This window comes from Flagellimonas sp. 2504JD1-5, assembly GCF_053618295.1.
On the sequence record NZ_JBSIOU010000002.1, the window covers coordinates 386,963 to 411,896 of the forward strand.

At 39.8% G+C, this 24,934-nt stretch carries 26 protein-coding genes; 15 read left to right on the forward strand and 11 right to left on the reverse strand.

The genetic code is table 11. The annotated features are described in order from the left end of the window. Window positions 1-24 precede the first annotated feature (24 nt). Window positions 25-2,655 carry a DNA gyrase/topoisomerase IV subunit A gene (locus ACULLG_RS11170; RefSeq protein ID WP_452126872.1) on the forward strand — a complete coding sequence of 877 codons (2,631 nt, stop codon included), beginning with the start codon at window positions 25-27 and terminating at the stop codon, window positions 2,653-2,655. Between the two features lie 62 nt (window positions 2,656-2,717). Continuing rightward, window positions 2,718-3,674 carry a sterol desaturase family protein gene (locus ACULLG_RS11175; RefSeq protein ID WP_452126873.1) on the forward strand — a complete coding sequence of 319 codons (957 nt, stop codon included), beginning with the start codon at window positions 2,718-2,720 and terminating at the stop codon, window positions 3,672-3,674. Here ACULLG_RS11175 and ACULLG_RS11180 read toward each other — a convergent pair whose 3' ends face one another. Genes ACULLG_RS11180 through ACULLG_RS11190 form a run of 3 tightly spaced genes read right to left on the reverse strand, consistent with a single transcriptional unit; the run spans window position 3,675 to window position 5,296 of the window. Further along, window positions 3,675-4,487, reverse strand: a complete 813-nt coding sequence (locus ACULLG_RS11180; RefSeq protein ID WP_452126874.1) for a TerC family protein — start codon at window positions 4,485-4,487, stop codon at window positions 3,675-3,677. A 2-nt stretch (window positions 4,488-4,489) separates the two neighbouring features. Beyond that, the gene (locus ACULLG_RS11185; RefSeq protein ID WP_452126875.1) at window positions 4,490-4,867 is read right to left on the reverse strand and encodes a DNA topoisomerase IV; all 378 of its coding nucleotides are present in this window, start codon (window positions 4,865-4,867) and stop codon (window positions 4,490-4,492) included. Between the two features lie 45 nt (window positions 4,868-4,912). Then, on the reverse strand, window positions 4,913-5,296 hold the full coding sequence (locus ACULLG_RS11190; RefSeq protein ID WP_452126876.1) for a helix-turn-helix transcriptional regulator: 384 nt from the start codon (window positions 5,294-5,296) through the stop codon (window positions 4,913-4,915). A gap of 284 nt (window positions 5,297-5,580) precedes the next feature. Between ACULLG_RS11190 and ACULLG_RS11195 the strand changes: the two genes are divergently transcribed. From ACULLG_RS11195 to ACULLG_RS11205, 3 genes are all read left to right on the forward strand, one after another. After that, entirely contained in the window at window positions 5,581-6,690 is a 1,110-nt protein-coding gene (locus tag ACULLG_RS11195; RefSeq protein ID WP_452126877.1) for a M14 family metallopeptidase, read from the forward strand. A 100-nt stretch (window positions 6,691-6,790) separates the two neighbouring features. Beyond that, entirely contained in the window at window positions 6,791-7,270 is a 480-nt protein-coding gene (locus ACULLG_RS11200) for an Lrp/AsnC family transcriptional regulator (RefSeq protein WP_166522416.1), read from the forward strand. A gap of 20 nt (window positions 7,271-7,290) precedes the next feature. Beyond that, window positions 7,291-7,809 (forward strand): DinB family protein, encoded by a 519-nt coding sequence (locus tag ACULLG_RS11205; RefSeq protein WP_452126878.1) that lies wholly within the window; start codon window positions 7,291-7,293, stop codon window positions 7,807-7,809. A 10-nt stretch (window positions 7,810-7,819) separates the two neighbouring features. On the opposite strand, the gene ACULLG_RS11210 is transcribed toward ACULLG_RS11205, so the two are convergent. Next, window positions 7,820-8,158 carry a hypothetical protein gene (locus tag ACULLG_RS11210; RefSeq protein ID WP_452126879.1) on the reverse strand — a complete coding sequence of 113 codons (339 nt, stop codon included), beginning with the start codon at window positions 8,156-8,158 and terminating at the stop codon, window positions 7,820-7,822. A 95-nt stretch (window positions 8,159-8,253) separates the two neighbouring features. Next, window positions 8,254-9,312 (reverse strand): 3-dehydroquinate synthase, encoded by a 1,059-nt coding sequence (aroB, locus tag ACULLG_RS11215; protein WP_452126880.1) that lies wholly within the window; start codon window positions 9,310-9,312, stop codon window positions 8,254-8,256. A gap of 91 nt (window positions 9,313-9,403) precedes the next feature. On the opposite strand from aroB, the gene ACULLG_RS11220 reads away from it, so the two are divergent. Then, the gene (locus ACULLG_RS11220; protein WP_452126881.1) at window positions 9,404-10,576 is read left to right on the forward strand and encodes a proline dehydrogenase family protein; all 1,173 of its coding nucleotides are present in this window, start codon (window positions 9,404-9,406) and stop codon (window positions 10,574-10,576) included. Between the two features lie 2 nt (window positions 10,577-10,578). Here the strand turns inward: ACULLG_RS11220 and ACULLG_RS11225 are convergent, their stop codons facing one another. From ACULLG_RS11225 to porX, 6 genes are all read right to left on the reverse strand, one after another. Continuing rightward, window positions 10,579-10,929 carry a DUF4258 domain-containing protein gene (locus ACULLG_RS11225; protein WP_452126882.1) on the reverse strand — a complete coding sequence of 117 codons (351 nt, stop codon included), beginning with the start codon at window positions 10,927-10,929 and terminating at the stop codon, window positions 10,579-10,581. 6 nt (window positions 10,930-10,935) lie between these two features. Next, on the reverse strand, window positions 10,936-12,135 hold the full coding sequence (locus ACULLG_RS11230) for an alanine dehydrogenase (RefSeq protein ID WP_452126883.1): 1,200 nt from the start codon (window positions 12,133-12,135) through the stop codon (window positions 10,936-10,938). Window positions 12,136-12,178: 43 nt separating this feature from the next. Then, window positions 12,179-12,721 (reverse strand): hypothetical protein, encoded by a 543-nt coding sequence (locus tag ACULLG_RS11235; RefSeq protein ID WP_452126884.1) that lies wholly within the window; start codon window positions 12,719-12,721, stop codon window positions 12,179-12,181. Window positions 12,722-12,807: 86 nt separating this feature from the next. Further along, window positions 12,808-12,942 carry a hypothetical protein gene (locus tag ACULLG_RS11240; RefSeq protein ID WP_452126885.1) on the reverse strand — a complete coding sequence of 45 codons (135 nt, stop codon included), beginning with the start codon at window positions 12,940-12,942 and terminating at the stop codon, window positions 12,808-12,810. Window positions 12,943-13,115: 173 nt separating this feature from the next. After that, entirely contained in the window at window positions 13,116-13,526 is a 411-nt protein-coding gene (gene tsaE / locus ACULLG_RS11245; RefSeq protein ID WP_452126886.1) for a tRNA (adenosine(37)-N6)-threonylcarbamoyltransferase complex ATPase subunit type 1 TsaE, read from the reverse strand. Window positions 13,527-13,535: 9 nt separating this feature from the next. After that, on the reverse strand, window positions 13,536-15,080 hold the full coding sequence (porX, locus tag ACULLG_RS11250; protein WP_452126887.1) for a T9SS response regulator signal transducer PorX: 1,545 nt from the start codon (window positions 15,078-15,080) through the stop codon (window positions 13,536-13,538). 37 nt (window positions 15,081-15,117) lie between these two features. Between porX and ACULLG_RS11255 the strand changes: the two genes are divergently transcribed. The 9 genes from ACULLG_RS11255 (at window position 15,118) to ACULLG_RS11295 (ending at window position 24,925) form a co-directional block, all read left to right on the forward strand. Continuing rightward, window positions 15,118-16,344, forward strand: coding sequence for an HD domain-containing protein (locus ACULLG_RS11255; RefSeq protein ID WP_452126888.1), 1,227 nt, complete (start codon window positions 15,118-15,120; stop codon window positions 16,342-16,344). A 23-nt stretch (window positions 16,345-16,367) separates the two neighbouring features. After that, entirely contained in the window at window positions 16,368-17,399 is a 1,032-nt protein-coding gene (gene lpxD / locus ACULLG_RS11260; protein ID WP_452126889.1) for a UDP-3-O-(3-hydroxymyristoyl)glucosamine N-acyltransferase, read from the forward strand. Further along, window positions 17,386-18,792, forward strand: coding sequence for a bifunctional UDP-3-O-[3-hydroxymyristoyl] N-acetylglucosamine deacetylase/3-hydroxyacyl-ACP dehydratase (locus tag ACULLG_RS11265; RefSeq protein ID WP_452126890.1), 1,407 nt, complete (start codon window positions 17,386-17,388; stop codon window positions 18,790-18,792). The genes lpxD and ACULLG_RS11265 overlap by 14 nt, the downstream gene beginning before the upstream one ends. Window position 18,793: 1 nt before the next feature. Beyond that, a complete protein-coding gene (gene lpxA, locus ACULLG_RS11270; RefSeq protein WP_452126891.1) occupies window positions 18,794-19,579 on the forward strand; it encodes an acyl-ACP--UDP-N-acetylglucosamine O-acyltransferase in 786 nt (261 codons plus the stop codon). Between the two features lie 5 nt (window positions 19,580-19,584). Continuing rightward, complete coding sequence (efp, locus tag ACULLG_RS11275; RefSeq protein ID WP_452126892.1) at window positions 19,585-20,151, forward strand: elongation factor P; 567 nt, start codon at window positions 19,585-19,587, stop codon at window positions 20,149-20,151. Between the two features lie 6 nt (window positions 20,152-20,157). Continuing rightward, complete coding sequence (locus ACULLG_RS11280) at window positions 20,158-21,096, forward strand: UDP-3-O-(3-hydroxymyristoyl)glucosamine N-acyltransferase (protein WP_452126893.1); 939 nt, start codon at window positions 20,158-20,160, stop codon at window positions 21,094-21,096. 61 nt (window positions 21,097-21,157) lie between these two features. Continuing rightward, a complete protein-coding gene (sucD, locus tag ACULLG_RS11285; protein ID WP_452126894.1) occupies window positions 21,158-22,030 on the forward strand; it encodes a succinate--CoA ligase subunit alpha in 873 nt (290 codons plus the stop codon). 111 nt (window positions 22,031-22,141) lie between these two features. Continuing rightward, on the forward strand, window positions 22,142-22,888 hold the full coding sequence (fabG, locus tag ACULLG_RS11290) for a 3-oxoacyl-[acyl-carrier-protein] reductase (protein WP_452126895.1): 747 nt from the start codon (window positions 22,142-22,144) through the stop codon (window positions 22,886-22,888). Between the two features lie 6 nt (window positions 22,889-22,894). Then, window positions 22,895-24,925: a VWA domain-containing protein gene (locus tag ACULLG_RS11295; RefSeq protein ID WP_452126896.1), complete on the forward strand. Its 2,031-nt coding sequence runs from the start codon at window positions 22,895-22,897 to the stop codon at window positions 24,923-24,925. The last annotated feature ends 9 nt before the right edge of the window (window positions 24,926-24,934 follow it).

Here is a 24,934-nt window from a genome sequence, read left to right on the forward strand (position 1 = left end):
ACGAATAAAATGTATTCCTTCTAAATGGAAGAGAACGAAGAATTGAATGATGAAGGTCTAGAAAGCCAGGAAAATTCCCAAGATACACTTACCCGGGTTACGGGGATGTACAAGGATTGGTTTTTGGACTATGCTTCCTATGTTATACTAGAGCGTGCAGTTCCAGCCATCGAAGATGGTTTTAAACCCGTGCAACGCCGTATTATGCATGCGTTGAAGGAGTTGGATGACGGGCGTTACAACAAAGTGGCCAATGTAGTGGGCCATACCATGCAATACCACCCGCATGGCGATGCAAGTATTGCTGATGCCATGGTTCAAATTGGACAGAAAGATTTACTCATTGACACCCAAGGTAACTGGGGAAACATACTTACCGGAGATAGTGCTGCGGCATCACGATATATTGAAGCCAGACTTTCCAAGTTTGCGCTCGACGTGGTTTATAGCCCCAAGATTACAGAATGGCAGCTTTCTTATGACGGTCGAAAAAAAGAACCGGTCAATCTTCCTGTAAAATTTCCATTATTGCTTGCCCAAGGCGCCGAAGGTATTGCTGTGGGATTGTCCACCAAGATTTTACCACACAACTTTAACGAGTTGATAGATGCCTCTATGAAACACTTGCGAGGACAACGTTTCAAGCTATTTCCTGATTTCCCCACAGCCGGAATTATTGACGTTACCAATTACAATGAAGGTTTACGCGGAGGAAAAATTCGGGTTAGAGCCAAGATATCCACATTCGATAAAAACACCTTGGTCATCAAGGAAATACCTTATGGAACCAACACTTCATCCTTAATTGATTCCATATTAAAAGCCAATGACAAGGGTAAGATCAAGATTAAGAGGATAGAAGATAATACTGCTGCAGAAGTTGAGATTTTGGTACACCTTCCAAGTGGTATATCTCCAGATAAAACCATAGATGCGCTTTATGCATTTACTTCCTGTGAATCTTCCATTTCGCCCTTGGGGTGTATTATTGAAGACAACAAACCATTGTTCATAGGGGTCCATGAAATGCTGGAGCGCTCAACTGATTATACGGTAGAGTTGTTGAAAGCAGAGCTCGAAATTCAACTTGGTGAACTCGAAGAACAATGGCACTTTTCTTCCTTGGAACGGATTTTTATTGAAAATAGAATTTATAGGGATATTGAGGAAGAGGAAACTTGGGAAGGCGTTATTGCAGCGATTGACAAGGGCTTGAAACCTCACACCAAAAACCTTAAAAGAGCAGTAACAGAGGAAGATATTGTTCGATTGACAGAAATTCGAATCAAGCGTATTTCCAAGTTCGATTTAGAGAAGGCCCAACAACTTATTGATAGTTTAGAGGAGAAAATAGCACAGACCAAACATCATTTGGCGCATTTGGTGGATTATGCCATCGATTATTTCAAAGAACTGAAAAAGAAATACGGCAAGGGTCGCGAACGAAAATCAGAAATAAAGATTTTTGACGATATAGAGGCGACAAAGGTGGTGATTCGAAATACCAAACTATATGTAAATAGAGAGGAAGGATTCATAGGCACTTCACTCAGAAAAGATGAATACGTTACAGATTGTAGTGATATAGACGACATCATTGTCTTTACCAAAAAAGGGGAGATGATGGTCACCAAGGTTGACTCTAAAACTTTTGTGGGTAAAAACATTATGCATGTCGGTGTATTTAAAAAGAAAGACAGCAGGACCACCTATAATATGATTTACAAAGATGGACGAGGTGGCCCAAGCTATATCAAAAGATTCAATGTTACTGGGGTGACCCGAGATAAAATGTATCAGTTGGCCGGGGGTAAACCTTCAGCTGAAGTACTTTATTTTTCTGCAAACCCAAATGGGGAAGCGGAAGTGATCACTGTTTTGTTGCGCCAGTCGGGAAGCATTAAAAAGTTGAAATGGGATCTTGATTTTGCTGATTTGATTATAAAAGGTAGGGCTTCCAAAGGAAATCTGGTCACCAAATATGCTGTCAAGCGCATTGAACTCAAGGAAAAAGGAGTATCTACATTAAAACCCAGAAAAATTTGGTTTGACGATGTGGTCAGCAGGCTAAATGTTGATGGTAGGGGAGAGCTTTTGGGAGATTTCAAGGGAGATGACCTTTTATTGGTGGTAGATCAAAAAGGAAAAGTAAAAACTATTCCACCGGATTTAGTGACACGGTTTAATGACGATATGATTGTATTGGAAAAATGGAACCCTAAGAAGCCTGTTTCAGTGGTGCATTACGAAGGTGAGAAAGAGCGCTATTACGTAAAACGATTTCTTATAGATAGTCCGAACAAAGAAGATATTGTTATTTCGGACCATCCAAAATCCCATTTGGAATTGGTTTCTACTGATTGGAGACCACTAATTGAGATAGAATTTTCCAAACCCCGGGGTAAAGAAGCCAAGCCAAATCAACAGGTAGAAGTGGAAGACTTTATCTCGGTCAAAGGAATAAAGGCTATAGGGAACCAGCTGACCACGGAAAAAGTAAAAAGCATCAACGCTTTGGAGCCGCTTCCCTTTGAAGAACCCAAAGAACCTGAACCACAAGAAATTGAGGTTGTGGATGAGGAACAAGTGAGCTCCTCTGAAACTAATGACAGGGACGGAAATGACGAAAGTTCAGAGCAAACCACTTTGTTTTAACGTTTTATTCCGCTATTTTGCCAGATAAGCTATACACACTAAACTAACGCTTAGACACATTTATGGATTTTACCAACCCGCTGGTTTACGGCGTTCCCGTTTTTATTGCCTTTATTTTATTTGAACTTACCTATAGTAAGACCCATGGCGATGAACACCTTTATAATTGGAAAGATTTAGCTGCCAGTGGATTTATGGGTATAGGTTCTGCGCTTCTAGGCCCACTGTTCAAGGTTATTTTTGCCATTGTACTGTTTGAATCGGTTTATGAAATTTGGAATCCAGAGGTAGACGGTATAAGAACCAATCTGTTGGGGTATGAATCCTTTGGATATGCATGGTATATGTGGCTTATATGTCAGTTGGCAGATGATTTTACCTATTATTGGTTCCACAGGGCCAATCATGAAATTCGGATTCTCTGGGCAGCACATATTGTTCACCATTCATCTGACAACTTCAACCTTGGTACCGCGGTGCGAAATGGATGGTTCACCATTCTATATAAACCCCTTTTTTATATGTGGATGCCGGCCATCGGCTTTCCGCCCGAAATGGTAGTAGTGTGTTTGGGAATTGAGGCGTTGTGGCAGTTTCAATTACATTCAGTCTATGTACCTAAAATGGGTTTTATTGAAAAAATCTTTAACACCCACACCATGCACCAGGTACACCATGCCCAGAATGTGGAGTATTTGGATAAAAACCATGGTGGTTTCTTGAATATTTTTGACAAATTGTTTGGTACATGGAAGGAATTGGATGATGATATTGATGTTAAATATGGAGTTATTCATTCTCCAAATTCATACAATCCTGTGGTGATCTTAACCCATGAGTTCAAGGATATTTGGAACGATACAAAGAAATCCAAAAATCTATACCATAAATTCATGTATATTTTTGGACCTCCGGGATGGAGCCACGATGGAAGCACGCTAACAGTAAAACAGCAACAAAAGCTTCATGAAGAACATAAAGTTGCGCATCCAGAATTAGTCTATCAAAGACCCAATTAATTATTCTTCCAAAACTTCACTGTCCTTGCCTTTGTTCTTTTTCATTCGAAGATCAAAAAACTCTACCATTAGTGAGAATGCAATGGCAAAATAGAGATATCCTTTCGGTATAGCTCCTACTTCGTTCTCAAATACGATTAAATGGGATAAATGTGCTGCTTCGGCAATAAGCATAAATCCAATCAGAATTAAAAAGGACAGGCCCAAAACCTGAACAGAAGGATGCCTGTTAACAAACTCACCTACTGGATTCGCAAACAACATCATAATAACCACGGATACCACTACGGCAGTAACCATCAAAACCAAAGCATCAGTTGGGTTTGGAGAAATGCCATTGGTCATCCCAATAGCAGTCAGGATGGAGTCAAATGAAAAAACAATATTGATCACCGTAATTTGAATAATGGCATTGGTCAAGGACGATGACCTTGATTTGGTAACTTCACGTTCATCATGTCCTCTATCTTCAATTTTTTCATGAATTTCCTTGGTGCTTTTATACAAAAGGAAAAGTCCACCCAAAAACAAAATAACCGCTTGCCAGCTGATACCTCCGGTTATCCATCCTTCATCCAGAACCAAAAAGGGTTTTTTCATTTTGGTGAGCCAGGTTATCCCAAAAAGCAAAAGAATTCGCATACCCATTGCCAATACCAATCCTATATTGGTGGCTTTTCTTCTATCCTTCTTTTCCAGCTTACCTGCGGCAATTGAGATGAAAATAATATTATCAATTCCCAATATAATCTCTAAAAAGGTCAGGGTCAGCAATGCCATCCAGGCATCTGGGCTAGTAAAAATCTCAAACATGGTTAGTGTGTTTTAAAAGCAGTTCCTTTAAATTTTCGTTTATCGCCAATGGCGTTGTATTCAAATGTATAAGAAGAATCTGAAGTTGTCAATATTTTTATATGTATTGACTTTTCTTCCGCCTTGTTCTTTGGGTTTAGGTTTTTCAAAACATACTCACAATCATTGATCCATCTAACGGAGGAGGTGTCTTGCTTCCCGTCAAAAAAATCAACCTCCCTATCCGAACTCCTGATAAAAGTGGTGGTCATTTCCTTGCCATCAATGGTGGTAGTGAACGAGAACTTGCCTGTCTTGAAATTGCCACAATTACGTTGGGGTGGAGCCTGACAGGAGATTATTAAAATTAATCCTGCGAAAAGAAGTGATAATCTTGACATAGGTGCAAAGTAAACCCAAAGAATGGAATTGAAGTGGCTACCGAATCAATTTTTTGCGTTAAAAGATTCAAAAGAACCATCAGCATAGAAAATGACAATTTTGACGGGTTCTTTTTGGTTTTGTTCCGTCGCTGAAATCTGTACTGTTCTTTCTTCAGTTTTTGAAATATCAGGGGCAGGAATGGGAGAGGGGTGTTCCAAATGGTCTTTCGACGGAAATTCACCTTTGCCATTTAAGAGCCAATATAGATTTACTTCTGGATAAGTTTGAACAACTTTTAATACAAAATCAAGACTAGGTCTGTTTCTGCCATTTAGTAAATGTGAAATGCTAGATCGCTGCACTCCGATTTTGTCAGCAAAAGTGGAAACCGTAAGTCCATAATGGTTAATTATGGTTCGAATCCTTTCTATGATAGCTTCATTCACAATTGTATTATTTATAGGTCAAAATTAGGAAACTAATTATCCAAGGACAAATCATAGTTGGATGTTTCTTTACACAAAACATCAATCATAACATCATATAAATAATTTTAAACCATTGATTTATAACATAATACATTATTGTTATTTGATAATTTCATTTTTGTTTACAATTGTATCGACTTTTGAACTGGAAAGGATTACAAATGGAACATTCAAGGTTTAAGTCATTCACATTTGTAACTTTTTATTGGTTTACTTTTGTAAACTTTGATATATGTTGTGTAATGATCAATCACAAGAATTTTAAAGAAGTATCAGTTCACGGGAGATATGTTACATCCAAAATGTTGGAGTATAAATGGCTTCCCAAGTTGGAACAGTCAGCTATAAATGTGGTGGGTGAATCCGTTAATAAAAAACTCATAAAGTCCATCTCAATCGGAGAAGGCTCCACTAAGATTTTAATGTGGTCCCAAATGCATGGAAACGAATCAACCACAACAAAAGCTGTTTTGGACTTGGTCAATTTTTTTCATTCTGGAGTTGAAACTGCCAATGCTGTTTTAAAAAATTGTAGCCTATTGATTGTTCCTATTTTAAATCCAGATGGAGCAGAGAATTACACCCGGGTAAATGCAAATGCCGTTGATCTGAACAGGGATGCCAAGGAACGAACACAACCTGAAAGTAAAATACTGCGTAAGCTCTTCAACGAATTTAAACCAGATTTTTGCTTCAATCTTCATGATCAGCGAACCCTTTTTAGTGCAGGGAAGCTTTCAAAACCGGCAACAATTTCATTTTTGTCACCCTCAAGTGATGAAAGTCGAAAGCTGACGCCTACACGTGAGACGGCAATGAAATTGATTGTAGCTATGAATAGAAGGTTACAGGCACTAATCCCCGGACAGGTTGGACGGTATGACGATGGGTTCAACGACAATTGCGTCGGCGACTCCTTCCAAATGTCAGGCGTGCCCACTATTCTTTTTGAAGCGGGACACTATCCAGAAGATTATGAACGGGAACGGACCAGGGAATATATCTTTCAGGCTTTGATAGAGGGCATCAAAACAATTTCAAAAGATACTGTTGAGGCGAATAAAACAGAGGACTATTTTGATATACCAGAAAATCAAAAGCTGTTTTATGATATCTTGATTCAGAACGCCCAGAAAATCAATCCAGGACTAATAAGTGGAACAAGCATTGGTGTTCGTTATAAAGAAGTAGTGGAAAATGAAACCATCATCTTTATTCCTGAACTTGCCAATTCTGGTGATTTGGAAGGTTATTTTGGTCACCAGAAACTAGATTGTGCAAATGAAAAAGACCTAAATCTTTTAAAGAATAAAAAGGAAGTCCTTGATTTAATCTTGGATATAAGAAAATAGTATCGCAATTTTGGGCAAATGTTACATTTTGTTTAAAAAAACCTCATTTTTTTTAAATATAATTTCTTAATTAACTAATTTTGCTGAAAATAATCACACTATGAGCAAGGTAAAACTAGACGAGATTGACCACCAGATTTTAGACATGTTGATTGATAATACCCGTACACCTTTTACGGATATTGCCAAAAAATTGCTGATTTCTGCTGGAACGGTCCATGTAAGAGTCAAGAAAATGGAAGAATCTGGAATTATCAAGGGATCTTCATTGACTTTGGATTATGTAAAACTTGGATACTCGTTTATAGCCTATGTTGGCATTTTTCTTGAAAAAACCCATCAAACCAAATTTGTATTGGAACGCTTGAGTCAAATCCCTTATGTAACGGTTGCGCATATCACCACCGGTAAATTCAATATTTTCTGTAAGATCAGGGCAAAGGATACAACCCACGCCAAGAACATTATTTTTAAGATTGATGATATTGATGGAATCAGCCGAACAGAAACCATGATTTCTCTTGAGGAAAGCATCAACGACAAAAAACGTTTGATGCATACCATTTTCAACGAACTTTAATTTACTTTTTTACATAAACAATGCTTGCATCTGAATTATCGCCTTCGGAATACAACCCCTTTTACCATAACTATGTGCTATCGGTTGGAGAAAATCCTTTGTTAATTGAATTGGAACAGGGGAGGGACAGACTGATTTCTTTCCTTGAAAACCTTCCAGAAAACAAATTGGGTTATGCCTATGCCGATGGAAAATGGACTTTGGCGGAACTTTTGGTTCACGTAATTGATGCCGAAAGGGTTTTTCAATATAGAGCTTTGCGCTTTGCGCGAAATGACAAAACCGCTTTAGCAGGATTTGATCAGGATATCTATGTTCCGCAATCAAATGTGGATTCAAAAAGTAAGCAAGATATACTTGAAGAGTATAAGACGGTACGTGAGTCAACCATTACCCTATTTCGTTCTTTTGATGAGGAAGCTTTAAAAAGGGTGGGTATGGCCAGTGGTTCGGAAATGAGCACAAGGGCCATGGGCTTTATTATTTGCGGACATCAGGCGCATCACCTGAAAATTGTACACGAACGATATCTGGATTAGGCGTAACTATTTACAATAAGCTATTATTTTCAGCATCGTTTTCTGATTCTTTTTCCTGGTTTGGCAAAGGACTTTCCTCTGTCCCCGAAACAGCCTCTGTTTCTGAACTCTTGTCCAATTCCTTTTCAATGTTTTCCTCGAAATTGGAAATAAAATTGGAAAGACTCTTACTTATCTTCACCAAATAAATGGCATCTGCTGTTTTAACCTCAACGGCTTCAATGATTTCCCCATTGGGTTTTTTAAGGGTGATAATATCTTCATCACCATAACCATATGGATAAGAATCAATAAGTACCGCTGCCACAGCGTGGTCCAGTTTTTTGTAATCGATCAAGATTCGTTTCATGGTAGATTAGGTTTTTGATTTCTTATCCTAAGCTATAAATTTTTGAAATCGAAGCTTGCAAAGAGTTGTAAACAATACAGTTTTAGTATACGTACCTATCGTTCTTTGTAGTAAGCGAAAGCTTTTGCAAAAAGATTTTCCGGAACTTTGACATCAGTAACCGAAGATCCGATTGCCTGAAGCAGTACAAAGTTCACCTCTCCATGTGAATTCTTTTTGTCGTAGATCAAAAGTTGGAGTATGGCCTGTATGTCCTTCCCATCAAACTCTACACGGTCAAAGTGGTTTAAAAAGGTGTCTTTGATTTCTTGCAGAGATAATTTGGACAAACCTTTAAGCTCATGCGAAAGATACCCTTCAAGAATCATCCCAACAGCAATTGCTTCCCCGTGAAGCAAGGTTGGTTTATCATTACTTTCCAAAAAATAGGATTCTATGGCATGACCCAGCGTATGTCCAAAATTCAAGATTTTTCGGAGCCCTTTTTCGGTAGGATCCTGGCTCACCACCTCATTTTTTATGGCAATGGACTGTTGAATGCATTTTCCGTTGGCAAAGTTTTCCGTAGCACGTAAAGTTTTCCAGTATTCCTCATCAACAATTAATCCGTGCTTTAACATTTCAGCAAAACCACTTTTTACCTGTCTGGGTTCCAGGGTTTCCAAAAACTCAGGAAACACCAATACCATCTGTGGTTGATTGATCACACCAATCTGATTTTTGAGCGCCCCCAGATCCACACCTGTTTTCCCCCCGATGGATGCATCAACCATGGCCAAAAGGGTAGTGGGCACGTTGATAAAATCAATTCCCCTTTTAAAAGTGGACGCCACAAAACCGCCAAGGTCGGTAAGAACCCCTCCTCCAAGATTGATCAACAGACTTTTTCTATCGGCCCCTTCGTCTGACAACCATTCCCAAACTAGCGAACAAGTTCCAATATGTTTGTGTACTTCCCCTGCCTTAATTTCATAGATTGCGTTAGGAGCCATGCCCAATTTGTGTATAAACTTGGGTAGGCAATGTACCTTGGTATTCTCATCAACCAAAACAAAAACTGAGGAGTAACCACTTTTGGCGATATGCTGCCTGAGCGAGGCCTCGGCAAGCTCCTCCATATGTACTTCGTAAGCGAGGGATTTGATGGATTCCATAATTTGGTTTGCAGTGCAAAATAAAGACTATTTTAATAGATAATCTTCCCAAAGACCGACTTATATTTGAATCTTTAAAAGATTCCTAATAATGCAACCGAATTTTGAGAATACCGCAACGGCTTTTCAATTAAAAACCGACTCCGAGCTAGAACGCGCTTACTTTCTTTTTAGATTGATAGCCAACGAACCCTTGGTCAAGATTGGTACCGCTGTCACCAATTTTGCCCTCAAAGCACATCTACCCATTGAAGGTTTGGTAAGGGCAACCGTGTTTGACCATTTTTGCGGAGGGGTAAACGAGGAAGACTGCCTACCCATCATTGACAAAATGTATGGAAAAGGGGTTTGTTCCATTTTGGATTATTCGGTAGAAGGAAAGGAGATCGAAGACCAATTCGATTTTGCCCTATCCAAAACCCTTGAAGTATTGAATTTTGTGAAGGAAAAAGATGCCATTCCCTTTGCCGTTTTTAAGCCAACCGGGTTCGGGCGATTCGAACTCTATGAAAAAGTCAGTGCTGGGAAAGCGTTAAATGATGAAGAATCTAAAGCTTGGGACCGCATATTGGACCGTTATGACCAAGTATGCAAAAAGGCACATGACCTGGAGGTCGCCTTACTTATTGATGCGGAAGAAAGCTGGATGCAAGCCGCAGCCGATGACATTGCCATGGATATGATGCGCAAGTACAACACCAAAAAAACCATAGTTTACAATACCCTTCAAATGTACCGATGGGATAGGATGGACTATCTGAAAGAGATACATGGTGTTGCTGAATCCGAAGGATTTAAAATCGGGCTTAAAGTGGTACGCGGTGCCTATATGGAAAAAGAAAATGAAAGGGCTGAGGAAATGGGATATAAAAGCCCAATCTGTCCCTCCAAAAAAGCGACAGACGAAAACTTTGATGCTGCCATTACCTTTATGATGCAACATTTGGGTGTACTTTCCATTTTCGCAGGCACGCATAATGAAGAAAGTTGTTTAAAGTTGATCACGCAGATGGAGGAAAAGGGTTTAAAGCCGAATGAGGAACATATCTGGTTTGGACAATTGTACGGGATGAGCGACCACATCACTTATAATTTAACGGCCGAAGGATTTAATGCCGCCAAATATGTGCCTTATGGCCCGGTCAAGGATGTAATGCCCTATCTGATTCGGCGTGCCGAGGAAAATACCTCCGTTGCCGGACAAACCACCCGTGAACTTTCGTTATTACAAAAAGAGAAGAAACGAAGAAAATTGGATTTATGATTCTACTCTAAGGATTCTATTACAATTTCGTCCGAGCAATTTTGAACTTTTAAGGTTTTAAGCTCATAACTAACAAAATAGGTTTTGCAGGGCTCGGATTTGGTGTCGCTTTTTCCAAAGTCAATATCGCCATCGGTCAAAAACGATTTGATAAGGAGAGTATCTTTGGCTTGATTAAACTCTTCTGAAAAGACCATGGGCTTGGAACGCATATCCTTTAACACCCGACAATTGGGAAAATAACAGAACTCAATTCCACTTTCCCCAGATTTTTTCTTCAGAAAGAAAATAAGAAAGATGATTCCAATGGACAGTCCAACCAGATACCATCCCAAGCGTCTTAAAAATGCCATGTGCTGTTAAAAAATAAGAAAGTTAATATCGTTGTACGTAAGTCCGAACCAATCCCCAACTGATTTATTGGTCAAAATGCCGTGGTACATATATAGGCCATTGCGTAGCCCTTTGTCAAATCGCAACGAATTTTCCAGTCCGCCATCTTCGCCCAATTTTAAAAGATAGGGCGTAAAAATGTTGCTAATGGAAATGGATGAAGTTCTCGGGTACCGTGATGGAATATTGGGAACCCCATAATGTATCACCTCAAACTTTTCTATGGTGGGTTTGTCATGGCTCGTCACTTCGGAGGTTTCAAAACAACCGCCCATATCAATACTTACATCAATGATCACGGCTCCTTTTTTCATATTTTCCACCATAGTACTGGACACGACAATGGGGGAGCGGTCCTTTCCGCGGGTCGCTCCAATGGCCACATCGCACCGTTTTAAGGCCTTCAATAAATTTTTGGGTTGAATGGTCGATGTGTATACCGTTTGATTCAAATTGGTCTGTATGTTCCGCAACTTGGTAATGGAATTGTCAAACACTTTGATGTTGGCACCAAGTCCCAAAGCGGAACGTGCAGCAAATTCACCAACCGTCCCCGCACCGATAATAACAACCTCAACAGGAGGGACTCCGCTAATGTTTCCGAACATCAAACCGTTTCCTTTATTGGTTGTGGCCATCAATTCGGAAGCAACTAGGATGGAGGAAATCCCGGCTATTTCACTTAATGACCTTACCGCTGGGTATTTTCCATCTTCATCACGAATGTATTCAAAAGCAATGGCGGTCAACCGTTTTTTGGCCATAGCCTCAAAGTATTCTTTGCTCTGTGTTTTTATTTGCAGTGCCGAAATCACAGTGGTCTGGGGATTCAGTAAGTCAATTTCCGAAAGGGTAGGAGGTTCCACTTTAAGAATCAGTGGACAAGAAAACACCTTTTTTGTGTCGCGGGTAATTTCCCCACCGGCATTGGTATAATCAGCATCTGAAAAATTAGCCCCTTCACCAGCTCCTGATTCAATAAGCACACGATGTCCATGAGCGGTAATCGCGTTCACCGCATCGGGGGTAAGGCAGATTCGTTTTTCTTGGTATTGGTTTTCTTTGGGAAGGCCAATAAACAGTTCACCTTTTTGCTTTAGGACCTCTAAAGTTTCTTCTTGAGGTAAAAGTTGTTGCTTACTAAAAGGAGAGGAGGGTTGGTTCATACCATGTAAATCTGTTGCTTATCCCTAGGCTATGGGAACAAATTTACATTTTTTTCGCAAGGGTCTTCTGGCGTTGCTCCAATTTCTCACGCTCTTTACGCAGTTCTTCTTTTTCTTTTAAGATGCGGAGTTCCGTATCCATGGCGTCCAAGTCAATGCCATGAACATGTTTATCTATTAACTTCACTCTTATGAAATATACAATGGGTACCACTACCATGGTTACCGCAATTACATAAAACACCTCATTTTCATCAACGTCTTGAGAATTGTTCGCAATAACACTGTACAGCTGAAAGCTATACATCGCAATTGGAATTAAAATGGCATGATACCACCATTGTTTATTAGTAACAAACCATATGATCAGCAAGGTCAATGGGACAATTTTAATGAGGTAGAACCACAGAGCAGTTCGAGCATCTGCGAATCCATTTGAACTAATCTCAAAAAAAATAAAATCAAGAGATTCGGTATCATTAGAGGTGTACTTATAAGAATAAAATAAGACAGGAGATAGTGCAACTAATAAAGTTAACAACCCCTCTATTATAAGTCTCTTTCTTACCTTTTTTTTGGCTTGCATACAGTAATAACTAAAGATCCTTCCATTTATTGTATAAAAAAACCCCTTACTTGAAGGGGTTTAAAAGAAAGCATCTTTTATGTTACTTACTTTTTGCCAATTTTTAATTTATTGACATTAACCTGCTGGTCCTTATCAACATTGATAACATCGGTTGAAACCGCCGTCATTGCCAAAAAAGCAACAGCCAATAATCCAAAAAATAATCTTTTAGTGTTCATCGTAAAAGAGTTTTTGGTTAATAAATGAATTCATTTCAATAACAAATGTAGGAAATTTTACTTATCCTACATGCATTTCATCGATAAAAATTGCATTTCATCCTAAAATAAAAGCATTTTACCGACAGATTTGCCGTTTATCGAAACTTGAAAAAAGATAGTTGTAATTAATTTCAATCAGCACTAAACTCGATTGAACGGGTGTTTTCATCGATAAAGTGTAAGTAAACGGAGACAACTTCGTTGGGCAGCAAGGATTCTATTTTCTCCGGCCATTCCATAAAAATCCAGGCATCGGAATTCAGATAATCTTCCAATCCCAAATCCAAAGCTTCCATTTCATTTTCAATCCGGTAAAAATCAAAATGATAGGCCAAAAGATTTCCATCTTGATCGTGATATTCGTTCACCAATCCGAACGTTGGGCTGTTGGCATTATCCATTCCCCCCAATTTTTTTACGATGGATTTTATCAATGTTGTTTTACCGGCACCCATCTCTCCATAAAAACAAAGGGTTTTGGTTTTGGCATTGTCCAAAACATATTGGGCCGTTTTTTCCAGTTCATCTTTATGGAAGGTCATCGAACGAATCTATTTTGGGTCCAAAACTACAAAAGGTACGATCATTTCTTCAAGAGAAACCCCTCCATGTTGATAGGTATTTCTGTAATATCCCACATAATGGTTGTAGTTATTGGGATAGGCAAAGAACATATCGTTCTTAGCAAAAATGAAACAACTGCTCAGATTAATATTGGGAAGGTGAATGTTTTGGGGATTCTCCGCGGCAAGCACGTCTCTTTTTTCATAGGTTAGGCTTCTACCTGTTTTATACCTTAAGTTAAGGCTGGTGTCTCGATCTCCGATAACCTTTGAGGGTTGCTTTACATTGATGGTGCCATGATCGGTGGTCAATATCAATTTCATGTCCATGTTTTGTGCAGATTGGATAATTTCCAACAAAGGTGAGTTTTTAAACCAACTTACTGTAAGGGAACGGTAGGCCTTGTCATTGGAAGCGAGTTCCTTGATTACTTCCATCTCAGTCTTGGAATGGGATAGCATGTCCACAAAATTGTAAACCAAAACGGTAAGATCGTTGTCTTTTTGAGATCTAAAGTTCTGCGCCAGATGTTTCCCTTGTTTTAAACTGCTGATCTTGTGGTATTCCCATTTCAGGTCCAAGCCCAAACGTTTGAGCTGGGCACCCAAAAATTCTGCCTCAAACAGATTCTTGCCGCCTTCATCGGTATCATTTTTCCACCAATTGGGATGTCTTTTTTCCATATCCAAAGGCATCAAGCCCGAGAAAATGGAATTACGGGCGTATTGTGTTGCGGTGGGCAAAATACTATAATAGGAATCTTCTTGCTTTTTCTTGTAATGCATACTCAATGTTTCCTCAAAGGCCAACCACTGATCAAACCGAAGGTTGTCAATTACAACCAATAAAGTTTTGCCGCCTTCGAGTTCGGGTTGAATCTTTTTCCGAAATAGGGTATGCGACATGATGGGCCCCTCCCCATTTTGAAACCAATCCGGGTAATTTTTGTCGATAAACTTACTGAACTGGGAATTGGCCTCGGTCTTTTGCGATTCCAAAATCTCCGTCATGCCGGTATCCTCAATTTCCTCCAGTTGCAGTTCCCAATAGATCAATTTTTTATAGAGCTCTGTCCATTCCTCATGGCTGTTCACCATGGACAAATCCATTGCGATTTTCCGAAACTCTTGCTGATAGTTGGCGGTTGTTTTCTCAGAAACCAAACGGGAATTGTCCAAACTCTTTTTTAAGGACAACAAAATCTGGTTTGGATTTACGGGTTTGATTAAATAATCGGCAATCTTGGAGCCGATGGCCTCGTCCATGATATACTCTTCCTCACTCTTGGTGATCATCACCACCGGAATTGAGGCATCGAGTTTTTTTATTTCGGTCAAGGTTTCCAAACCCGAGATGCCGGGCATGTTCTCATCCAAAAAAACGATATCAAAAAAGGAATTCCGCAACTCTTCCAAGGCATCCTGTCCACTCTGGCTGGTGACTACCTTATAGTTTTTATTTTCAAGAAAAAGAATATGCGGTTTTAAGAGGTCGATCTCGTCATCGACCCACAGAATTGTGATCTTGTTCATATAGTGGTTATCTTTGCGCTACTAAAAATCAACTTTCTTGGCAGACACCAATAAGCTCAAAGTATTTAACGATCCAATTTACGGTTTTATTGGAACACCAAATCAACTTATTTTTGACCTAATCGCCCATCCGTACTTTCAGCGCTTACGAAGGATTTCGCAAATGGGGATGTCATACTTGGTTTATCCCGGGGCGCATCATACCAGATTCCACCATGCACTGGGAAGTATGCACTTGATGACCAGGGCAATTCAAATTCTTAGATGGAAGGACATTGACATAAGTCAAGAAGAAGAAACCGGCCTGTTATGTGCCATTCTTTTGCACGATATTGGCCACGGTCCTTTCTCACATGCCTTGGAAGGTTTTTTTGTGAAAGGAATTAGTCATGAGCAATTGTCCCTCGAGTTTATGCTATACCTTAATAAGGAGTTTGAAGGTAAATTGGATACGGCCATTTCCATTTTCAAGGGTGAGTATCCAAGACCATTCCTTAATCAATTGGTGTCGAGTCAATTGGATATGGACCGATTGGATTATTTAAAACGGGATAGTTTTTATGCGGGGGTTACCGAAGGTAATATCAATTCAGAGCGATTAATTTCGATGTTGAATGTTGTTGATGGCAATTTGGTAGTGGAGGAGAAAGGAATTTATGCCGTTGAGAAATTTTTAATGGCGCGGAGATTTATGTACTGGCAGGTGTATCTGCATAAAACAGGTTTAATGGCAGAGCAACTTCTAGTTCGAATTATGCACAGGGCCAAGCAGCTGTTAATAGAAGATGTTGAAATAGAAGGTGGACTAACCGTATTGTCTTTCCTTAAGACGCAAGATAGTCCGAGTTTCAATCCAGGCACCTTGAAAAAATTTGCGCTTTTGGATGATATTGATGTGTTGGGTGCAATCAAGGCATGGCAGTTCCATAATGATTTTGTGCTGTCGAAACTTTGTCAAATGCTTCTGAACCGGAATCTGCTGAACATCAAAATAAAGAATAAGCCATTTGCACCTGAAAAAATTAATGCTAAACTTAAAACGGTGGCTCAAACGTTAAATCTTACAGAGGGTGAGGTGCCTTATTTTGTTTTTCAAGGTGAAATTTCGAACAAGGCCTACAATCAGGGGCATCAGGCAATTAAAATACTCAAGAAAAATGGCAAGGTGACCGATGTTCTTAAAGAATCGGACCAGTTGAGCTTAAAAGCCCTGTCCAAAACAGTGACAAAATATTATTGCTGTTACCCCAAAGAAAGCGTTTAACAAATTTTGTTACTTTTGCACAAATGAAATTTACAGCCACCCAAATTGCCGGAATTTTAGAGGGAGAAGTTGAGGGTAATCCTCAGATTGCTGTTCACAAATTGTCTAAGATAGAAGAGGGAGAAAAGGGATCATTGACCTTTCTGTCCAATCCAAAATATACTTCGTATATCTATTCCACCAAGGCATCCATTACCATAGTCAATAAGGATTTTGTCCCGGAACAATCTATATCCACCACCTTGATCAAGGTAGAGGATGCATATAAATCCTTTTCCAAGTTATTGGAATATTACAATCAGGTCAAAAACAATAAGGTCGGTATCGAGAATCCGTCCTTTGTTTCTGAAAGTGCTGCTTATGGCGAAGGATTTTACCTTGGGGCTTTTTCTTATTTGGGCGACAATGTGAAAATTGGTAAAGATGTCAAGGTCTACCCCAATGTATATATTGGAGATAATGTCACTATTGGAGATAACGTTTTGATATTTGCGGGAGCAAAGATTTATTCTGAGTCCATTATAGGCAATGCATGCGTTATTCACAGCGGAGCGATTATTGGTGCAGACGGTTTTGGATTCACGCCAAACTCAAACGGAGAATACAGCAAAGTCCCCCAAACAGGAAATGTGATCCTTGAAGATAATGTTGATGTCGGAGCCGGAACAACCATTGATCGGGCGACCCTTGGTTCTACCATTTTAAGAAGAGGAGTGAAGCTTGATAACCAGATTCAAATTGCCCATAATGTAGAAATTGGTGAGCATACCGCAATAGCAGCACAAACAGGAATCGCAGGATCTACCAAAATAGGAAAATATTGTTTAATTGGAGGGCAAGTTGGTATTGTTGGGCACATTACCATAGGTGATCGGGTAAAAATACAAGCACAATCCGGTATTGGTAGAAATGTTAAGGATGATGAGGTGTTACAGGGATCACCTGCTCTAAATTATGGTGACTACAACAAATCATATGTTCATTTCAAAAATCTACCAAAACTGGTAAATAAAATCAACGACATAGAAAAAAAGGTCGAAGGTGAGCAAAATTAGCACGAAACAACGTACAATTAAAGAGAAAGTAACCCTAAAAGGAGTGGGGTTGCATACCGGGGAAAATGTCACAATGACCTTTGTTCCGGCAAAAGAAAATCACGGATTTGCATTTAAGCGGGTGGACCTTGAAGGTGAGCCTATCATAGAAGCGGATGCCAACTATGTGATAAACACCCAGCGAGGTACCAACTTGGAAAAGAACGGGGTCAAGATTCAAACCTCTGAACACGTACTGGCTGCATTGGTGGGATTGGATATTGATAATGTTCTGATTGAATTGGATTCGCCAGAACCTCCAATTATGGACGGTTCTTCCAAATTTTTTGTTCAAGCCTTGGAAGAAGCAGGAATAGTTGACCAAGAGCAGGTGCGCGAAGAATATGTGGTCAGGGATGTAATTACGTATAGGGATGAGGCCACAGGTAGTGAAATTACCGTGATTCCTGCCGAAACCTATCAAGTTACCACCATGGTCGATTTTGGCACCAAGGTTTTGGGAACACAAAACGCTTCCTTGGAAAAAATTTCCAATTTTAAAGATCAAATTGCGGATGCCAGAACTTTTAGTTTTCTGCATGAATTGGAAATGCTATTGGAGCACGGTCTGATAAAAGGTGGTGATTTGAACAACGCCATCGTTTATGTGGATAAAGAGATTTCTGAATCCACAATGAAAAAATTGGAAAAGGCTTTCAACAAAAAGAAACTGTCCGTTAAGCCCAATGGGATATTGGACAACCTTACGTTGCACCACCCAAATGAGGCTGCACGACATAAACTGTTGGATGTAATCGGAGATTTGGCACTGGCCGGCACTCGAATTCGAGGCAAGGTAATTGCTAACAAGCCAGGACACTTTGTCAACACACAGTTTGCTAAGAAAATCCAGAAGATTATCAAACAAGAAAAACGAAATTATGTGCCCGATGTGGATTTGGCAGCGACTCCTGTAAAGGATGTGAACCAGATCATGGATATGCTTCCACACCGCCCGCCATTTTTATTGGTGGATAAAATTATGGAGCTGTCCGACCAACATGTAATTGGCATCAAAAACGTAACCATGAACGAGCCCTTTTTTGTGGGGCATTTTCCTGGCGCTCCGGTAATGCCCGGGGTGTTGCAGATTGAGGCCATGGCGCAAACTGGGGGAATCTTGGTTTTAAGTACCGTTCCCGACCCCGAAAATTACCTTACCTATCTTTTAAAGATAGATAATGTTAGATATAAACATCAAGTGGTTCCAGGAGACACCCTAATTTTTAAACTGGACTTGTTATCTCCCATTCGACGGGGTATCTGCCAGATGCAAGGAAGAGCTTATGCCAATGGCAGGTTGGTATCGGAGGCTGAAATTATGGCCCAAATCACTAAAGTAAAAGGATTATAACATGAATCAACCACTTGCTTATGTGCATCCAGGTGCCAAGATTGCCAAAAATGTGGTGATAGAACCCTTTACCACTATACATAATAATGTTACCATCGGAGAGGGTACTTGGATAGGGTCCAATGTTACAATAATGGAAGGTGCCCGTATCGGAAAGAATTGTAATATTTTTCCAGGCGCAATTATTTCGGCCATGCCCCAAGATTTAAAATATCAAGGAGAAGAGACAACTGTCCACATTGGTGACAATACCACAATTCGAGAATGTGCTACCATTAATAAGGGTACGGCAGACCGAATGAAAACGGTTATCGGAAACAATTGCTTAATTATGGCCTATTGTCATGTTGCCCACGACTGCTTGGTAGGAGATGGTTGTATTTTTAGCAATAATTCTACCTTGGCCGGTCATGTTACCATCGGGGAAAATGTGGTTCTAGCAGGTATGGTGGCTGTTCATCAGTTTGTTTCCATAGGAAATCATGCATTCGTGACCGGTGGTTCATTGGTTAGAAAAGATGTGCCGCCTTATGTAAAAGCTGCAAGAGAACCATTGTCCTATGTTGGCATTAACTCGATTGGACTGCGAAGACGTGGTTTTACGGCTGATAAAATCAGGGAAGTCCAGAACATTTACAGAATACTTTATCAGAAAAACTATAATAATTCCCAAGCTGCATCGATTATTGAGGCTGAAATGGAGGCCACTCCAGAGCGGGATGAGATTTTACAATTCATTAGGGATTCACAGCGCGGAATCATGAAAGGTTACTTTAGTTCAAACTAAGATTTATGGCAAATACATCAGATATTCGAAAAGGGTTGTGTATTAAGTACAACCACGATATTTATAAAATCATTGAGTTCCTTCATGTTAAACCTGGAAAAGGACCAGCTTTTGTTCGCACAAAATTAAAAAGTGTAACCACGGGAAAAGTAATAGATAATACCTTCTCCGCTGGACACAAAATTGACGATGTGCGAGTGGAAACAAGATCATATCAATATTTGTACGCCGAAGGAGACACTTTCCACTTTATGAATACGGATGATTACAACCAGATTTCATTGGAGAAAAATTCATTGGACGCTCCCGATTTATTGAAAGAAGGGGAGGTGGTGACCATTCTTTTCAATACTGAGGATAGCATGCCGCTTTCAGTTGATATGCCTGCCAGTGTTATCTTGGAAGTAACACACACCGAGCCTGGAGTAAAAGGAAATACCGCTACAAATGCCACAAAACCGGCAACTGTTGAAACGGGGGCCAGAATAAATGTGCCACTTTTTATCAATGAAGGCGATAAAATTAAAGTGGAGACCGAAAAAGGTACTTATCAGGAAAGAGTTAAAGAATAACTTGAAATGAAATTTCCTAAGCCATACACTTTAAAGGAAATAGCCAATATTATTGATGCTAAATTTATTGGAGATGAAAATTTTCCTGTACTTGGCATGAATGAAATCCATGTCGTGGAGGAAGGCGACATCGTATTTGTTGACCATCCAAAATATTATGACAAGGCTTTGGAATGCAATGCATCAGTCGTACTTATCAACAAAGAAGTAGAATGTCCTGATGGGAAAGCGCTGCTGATTTCGGAGGAACCGTTTACAGATTTCAATAAACTTACCCAGTATTTTTCACCTTTTAAAAGTTCGGATTCAGCAATAGCCGAGTCAGCAGTAATTGGTGAAGGTACCGTTATTCAACCCAATACATTTATTGGAAATAATGTGCAAATCGGAAAAAACTGCTTAATACATGCCAATGTCTCCATTTATGACAATTGTGTCATTGGAGATAATGTTGTCATACATAGTGGTACTGTTCTGGGATCCGATGCATTTTACTATAAGAAAAGAACGGAGGGTTTTGAGCGATTGCTGTCCAGCGGTAGGGTGATTATCGAAGATAATGTGGATATCGGTGCATCTTGCACCATTGATAGAGGGGTGACCGGTGACACAACCATAAAGGAATGGACCAAATTGGATAACCAGATTCAAGTTGGGCATGACACGGTAATCGGAAGAAGATGCCAAATTGCCTCTCATACAGGTATTGCAGGTTGTGTGGTAATTGAAGATGAAGTGGTTTTGTGGGGTCAAGTTGGAGTCATCAGCGCCATAACCATAGGCAAAGGGGCGGTGGTATATGCACAATCCGGTGTAGCCAAGAGCTTGGAAGGCGGTAAAACATATTTCGGAAGCCCAGCAGAAGAAGCAAGATCTAAAATGCGTGAAATCACTGCTATTAAAAACCTTCCATCGTTGCTAAAATCCATAAAAGGAAATAGCTGATAAATTACTTTAACTTTTAGAGGCAATAGTATACTTTTGTTGCGGCTAATAAAATAAAAATATGAGCGTCTTAGTAAACAAAGATTCAAAGATAATTGTACAAGGTTTCACAGGAAGTGAAGGTACCTTTCATGCCAGTCAGATGATTGAGTATGGAACCAATGTAGTTGGAGGTGTCACTCCAGGAAAAGGTGGTCAGGAACACTTGGGAAAACCTGTTTTTAATACTGTTGAAGATGCTGTAAGGGAAGTTGGTGCGGATACCACCATCATCTTTGTCCCACCAGCCTTTGCTGCCGATGCCATTATGGAAGCCGCCAGCGCAGGTATCAAGGTAATCATTACTATTACTGAAGGAATTCCTGTGGCTGACATGGTGAAAGCCAACGATTATATCAAAAAGTTTGATTGCACATTGGTAGGGCCAAACTGTCCAGGAGTAATCACACCTGAAGAAGCTAAAGTTGGAATTATGCCAGGTTTCGTTTTCAAAAAAGGAAATGTGGGCATTGTTTCCAAATCGGGTACATTGACCTACGAAGCTGCGGATCAAGTGGTCCGTCAAGGTTTGGGGATCACTACCGCAATAGGAATCGGAGGAGACCCAATTATTGGAACCACAACAAAAAGTGCCGTGGAACTATTGATCAATGATCCAGAAACCGAATGTGTGGTCATGATTGGGGAAATTGGAGGTCAACTGGAAGCAGACGCAGCCAAATGGTATAAAGAAAGTGGAAGTAAAAAACCAATTGTTGGATTTATCGCTGGTGAGACTGCTCCCGCCGGTAGAACAATGGGCCATGCAGGTGCAATTGTAGGTGGCAGTGATGATACCGCCCAAGCCAAAAAACGTATTATGGGAGAGTGTGGAATCCATGTGGTTGACTCACCTGCGGAAATTGGTGTAAAAGTCAAGGAAGTAATAGGATAATCAATAGTTAAATCTATTGTAAATCCCGTTTTATACGGGATTTTTTTGTGTCAAAACATAAAACAAAAACTATATTTGGTTACACAACCAGACAAACAAACATTGTACATTATGAAACTTTTAGAAGGCAAGAACGTAATCATCACAGGAGCCAGTAGAGGAATTGGAAAGGGCATTGCCCAGGTATTCGGACAACACGGTGCCAATGTGGCTTTTACTTATAGCTCGAGCGAAGCTCCCGCACTTGAACTTGAAAAGGAACTACTGAATATGGGTGTAAAAGCCAAAGCATTTAAGAGTAATGCGGCCAGCTTTTCAGAATCAGAAGAATTGGTAAAGCAAGTATTGGAGAATTTTGATACAATAGACGTATTGATCAACAATGCGGGGATTACAAAAGATAATCTGTTGATGCGAATGGGAGAAGAGGATTTTGACAAAGTAATCGAGATCAATCTGAAATCAGTCTTCAATATGACCAAAGCAGTGCAACGCACCATGCTTAAGCAGCGAAAAGGCTCAATTATCAATATGAGCAGTGTTGTGGGGGTAAAAGGAAATGCAGGACAAACAAACTATGCTGCTTCAAAGGCCGGGATGATAGGTTTTACCAAGTCGGTTGCGTTGGAATTGGGGTCTCGGAACATTCGTTGCAATGCCATAGCACCAGGTTTTATAGAAACTGAAATGACAGACAAGCTCGATGAGAAAACCGTTCAAGGCTGGAGGGATGCTATTCCGTTAAAAAGAGGAGGAAACCCTGAAGATGTAGCTAATGCATGTGTATTCTTGGCTTCTGACCTTTCTGCCTATGTTACGGGACAAGTACTGAATGTTGATGGAGGCATGCTAACCTGAACCTGAATGGAAATACGTACGGTGCTCTTACTAATCTTAGCTGTTTTAGCAGCGTTTGTCATCGTATACTATCAATATTTCTACAAGAATCAACGAAAGGGGCAATTTTATAAAATTTTGGCCGTATTGCGATTTTGCACCTTACTGGGTGCATTTGTACTACTTGTAAACCCAAAATTTACCCAAAATGAGAACTTTTTGGAGAAATCCAATCTTATCATCTTAGCGGATAATTCAGCGTCCATAGGAAATGAGGATAAGGAACAACTTGTAAACACAATTAAATCGATTACAGAAAACGAGAATTTAAACAGACGTTTTCAAATCGAAAACTACAACTTTGAATCAAAGTTAGGTCAAGAGGATTCCTTACGGTTTGAAGGAACCAATACCAATATTGCCAATGCCCTTTCAAAGCTTAACGAAATTTATGCAAGTGGATCTAATACCCTAGTATTGTTTACAGATGGGAACCAAACCTTGGGAAGCGATTACGAATTTCTGAACTTGGGTGAGAATATTTCGGTAAATCCAGTTGTTGTTGGGGATACAACCACATACGAGGACATTTCCATCGGATTGGTAAACAGTAACACCTATGCCTTTTTAAAGAATAAATTTCCTGTGGAGGTCACTGTGAACTACAACGGAAATGATAACACTTCCAAAACAGTTAGTATCGCCATTGATGGTAATGTGAAGTTCCGGGAAAAGTTGAATTTTGGAAGCAATGAAAACAGCAGGACCGTAAACGCGCTATTGGAAGCGGAATCTGTGGGAATAAAAAACATTTTAATTCAGGTAGAGCCCCTTTCAACCGAGAGGAATACTTTAAATAACAGGAAGGAAATCGCGGTGGAAATTATAGATGAAAAAACCTTGGTTACCATTGTTGCGGAGGTACTCCATCCAGACATTGGCGCCCTTAAAAAGGCCATAGAAGCCAATGAGCAACGTACCGTCAAAATTACAAACCCTCAAGAAGCATTGTCTTCTAAGGAAGAAACAGATTTGTTCATTTTGTATCAACCTTCAAGCAGGTTTAGGCCCCTATATGATTATTTAAGTGATAGCAAGACCAATACCTTTACCATCACGGGAACCAAAACCAATTGGGGTTTTCTTAATGCTGTACAATCTAGTTTTTTCAAGGAGAATTATAACCAGCCAGAGGAAATTGAACCGGTTATAAACAATGCATTTGGCACTTTCGGGCTTTCTGATTTCTCTCTTCAAAATTATCCACCCTTGCTGGGAAATTTAGGAGATATCGACCTAAAAATCAATTCCGATGTTTTAGTACACCAAAGGATACGAGGGGTAGATTTAGACAAACCTTTGTTTGCCATTTTAACGGAAGGTTCAAAAAAAGAGGCAGTACTTTTTGGAGAAAACATCTGGAGATGGCGGGCTCAGACCTATCGAAACACCCAAAGTTTTAATGAATTTGATGAGTTCATGGGTAAACTCATGGTGTATTTGACCAGTGATGGGAGAAAAAGTAGGTTGGAATTGGACTATAAGTTAATCTATGAAAATTCTAGCGAAGCTAAGATTCGAGCATACAGCTTTGATGAAAGTTTTAACTTTGATTCAAACTCGAACCTTGTGTTGCGTTGTGATTCTAACGACACTAATTTTTCCAGGGAGTTACCCATGTTGTTAAAAGGCAATTATTTTGAAGCTGACCTCAGTGATTTTCCAGCGGGGGAGTATTCGTTTACTGTCACCAAACTGGAAAATAATAGTAAACGCTCCGGTTCATTCAAAATTCTTGAATTCAATCCGGAAAAATTAATGGTTTCTGCAGATTATGGAAAGCTGCAACGACTTGCGGAAAAAGCGAATGGAGAGATATACTATCTGAATACAATTGATTCTTTGGTTGATAAATTAACCACTTCCAATCAATTCACACCCGTGCAAAAGAGCAGACAAAATGTCGTATCTTTAATCGATTTCAGGGTTTTGTTGGGCCTAATGGCAGTAACACTTGCGCTGGAATGGTTCTTGAGAAAATATAACGGATTAATATAAAATATTTAA

What these genes read in the sequence shown, in the direction of transcription:
- ACULLG_RS11185 (WP_452126875.1), bottom strand. Translation starts at nt 4,867, where the DNA reads ATGTCAAGATTATCACTTCTTTTCGCAGGATTAATTTTAATAATCTCC.
- efp (WP_452126892.1), top strand. Translation starts at nt 19,585, where the DNA reads ATGGCAAATACATCAGATATTCGAAAAGGGTTGTGTATTAAGTACAAC.
- ACULLG_RS11280 (WP_452126893.1), top strand. Translation starts at nt 20,158, where the DNA reads ATGAAATTTCCTAAGCCATACACTTTAAAGGAAATAGCCAATATTATT.
- ACULLG_RS11175 (WP_452126873.1), top strand. Translation starts at nt 2,718, where the DNA reads ATGGATTTTACCAACCCGCTGGTTTACGGCGTTCCCGTTTTTATTGCC.
- porX (WP_452126887.1), bottom strand. Translation starts at nt 15,080, where the DNA reads ATGAACAAGATCACAATTCTGTGGGTCGATGACGAGATCGACCTCTTA.
- lpxD (WP_452126889.1), top strand. Translation starts at nt 16,368, where the DNA reads ATGAAATTTACAGCCACCCAAATTGCCGGAATTTTAGAGGGAGAAGTT.
- ACULLG_RS11195 (WP_452126877.1), top strand. Translation starts at nt 5,581, where the DNA reads ATGATCAATCACAAGAATTTTAAAGAAGTATCAGTTCACGGGAGATAT.
- lpxA (WP_452126891.1), top strand. Translation starts at nt 18,794, where the DNA reads ATGAATCAACCACTTGCTTATGTGCATCCAGGTGCCAAGATTGCCAAA.
- ACULLG_RS11205 (WP_452126878.1), top strand. Translation starts at nt 7,291, where the DNA reads ATGCTTGCATCTGAATTATCGCCTTCGGAATACAACCCCTTTTACCAT.
- ACULLG_RS11170 (WP_452126872.1), top strand. Translation starts at nt 25, where the DNA reads ATGGAAGAGAACGAAGAATTGAATGATGAAGGTCTAGAAAGCCAGGAA.
- ACULLG_RS11295 (WP_452126896.1), top strand. Translation starts at nt 22,895, where the DNA reads ATGGAAATACGTACGGTGCTCTTACTAATCTTAGCTGTTTTAGCAGCG.
- tsaE (WP_452126886.1), bottom strand. Translation starts at nt 13,526, where the DNA reads ATGACCTTCCATAAAGATGAACTGGAAAAAACGGCCCAATATGTTTTG.
- aroB (WP_452126880.1), bottom strand. Translation starts at nt 9,312, where the DNA reads ATGGAATCCATCAAATCCCTCGCTTACGAAGTACATATGGAGGAGCTT.
- ACULLG_RS11180 (WP_452126874.1), bottom strand. Translation starts at nt 4,487, where the DNA reads ATGTTTGAGATTTTTACTAGCCCAGATGCCTGGATGGCATTGCTGACC.
- ACULLG_RS11235 (WP_452126884.1), bottom strand. Translation starts at nt 12,721, where the DNA reads ATGCAAGCCAAAAAAAAGGTAAGAAAGAGACTTATAATAGAGGGGTTG.
- fabG (WP_452126895.1), top strand. Translation starts at nt 22,142, where the DNA reads ATGAAACTTTTAGAAGGCAAGAACGTAATCATCACAGGAGCCAGTAGA.
- ACULLG_RS11230 (WP_452126883.1), bottom strand. Translation starts at nt 12,135, where the DNA reads ATGAACCAACCCTCCTCTCCTTTTAGTAAGCAACAACTTTTACCTCAA.
- ACULLG_RS11240 (WP_452126885.1), bottom strand. Translation starts at nt 12,942, where the DNA reads ATGAACACTAAAAGATTATTTTTTGGATTATTGGCTGTTGCTTTTTTG.
- ACULLG_RS11225 (WP_452126882.1), bottom strand. Translation starts at nt 10,929, where the DNA reads ATGGCATTTTTAAGACGCTTGGGATGGTATCTGGTTGGACTGTCCATT.
- ACULLG_RS11200 (WP_166522416.1), top strand. Translation starts at nt 6,791, where the DNA reads ATGAGCAAGGTAAAACTAGACGAGATTGACCACCAGATTTTAGACATG.
- ACULLG_RS11210 (WP_452126879.1), bottom strand. Translation starts at nt 8,158, where the DNA reads ATGAAACGAATCTTGATCGATTACAAAAAACTGGACCACGCTGTGGCA.
- ACULLG_RS11220 (WP_452126881.1), top strand. Translation starts at nt 9,404, where the DNA reads ATGCAACCGAATTTTGAGAATACCGCAACGGCTTTTCAATTAAAAACC.
- sucD (WP_452126894.1), top strand. Translation starts at nt 21,158, where the DNA reads ATGAGCGTCTTAGTAAACAAAGATTCAAAGATAATTGTACAAGGTTTC.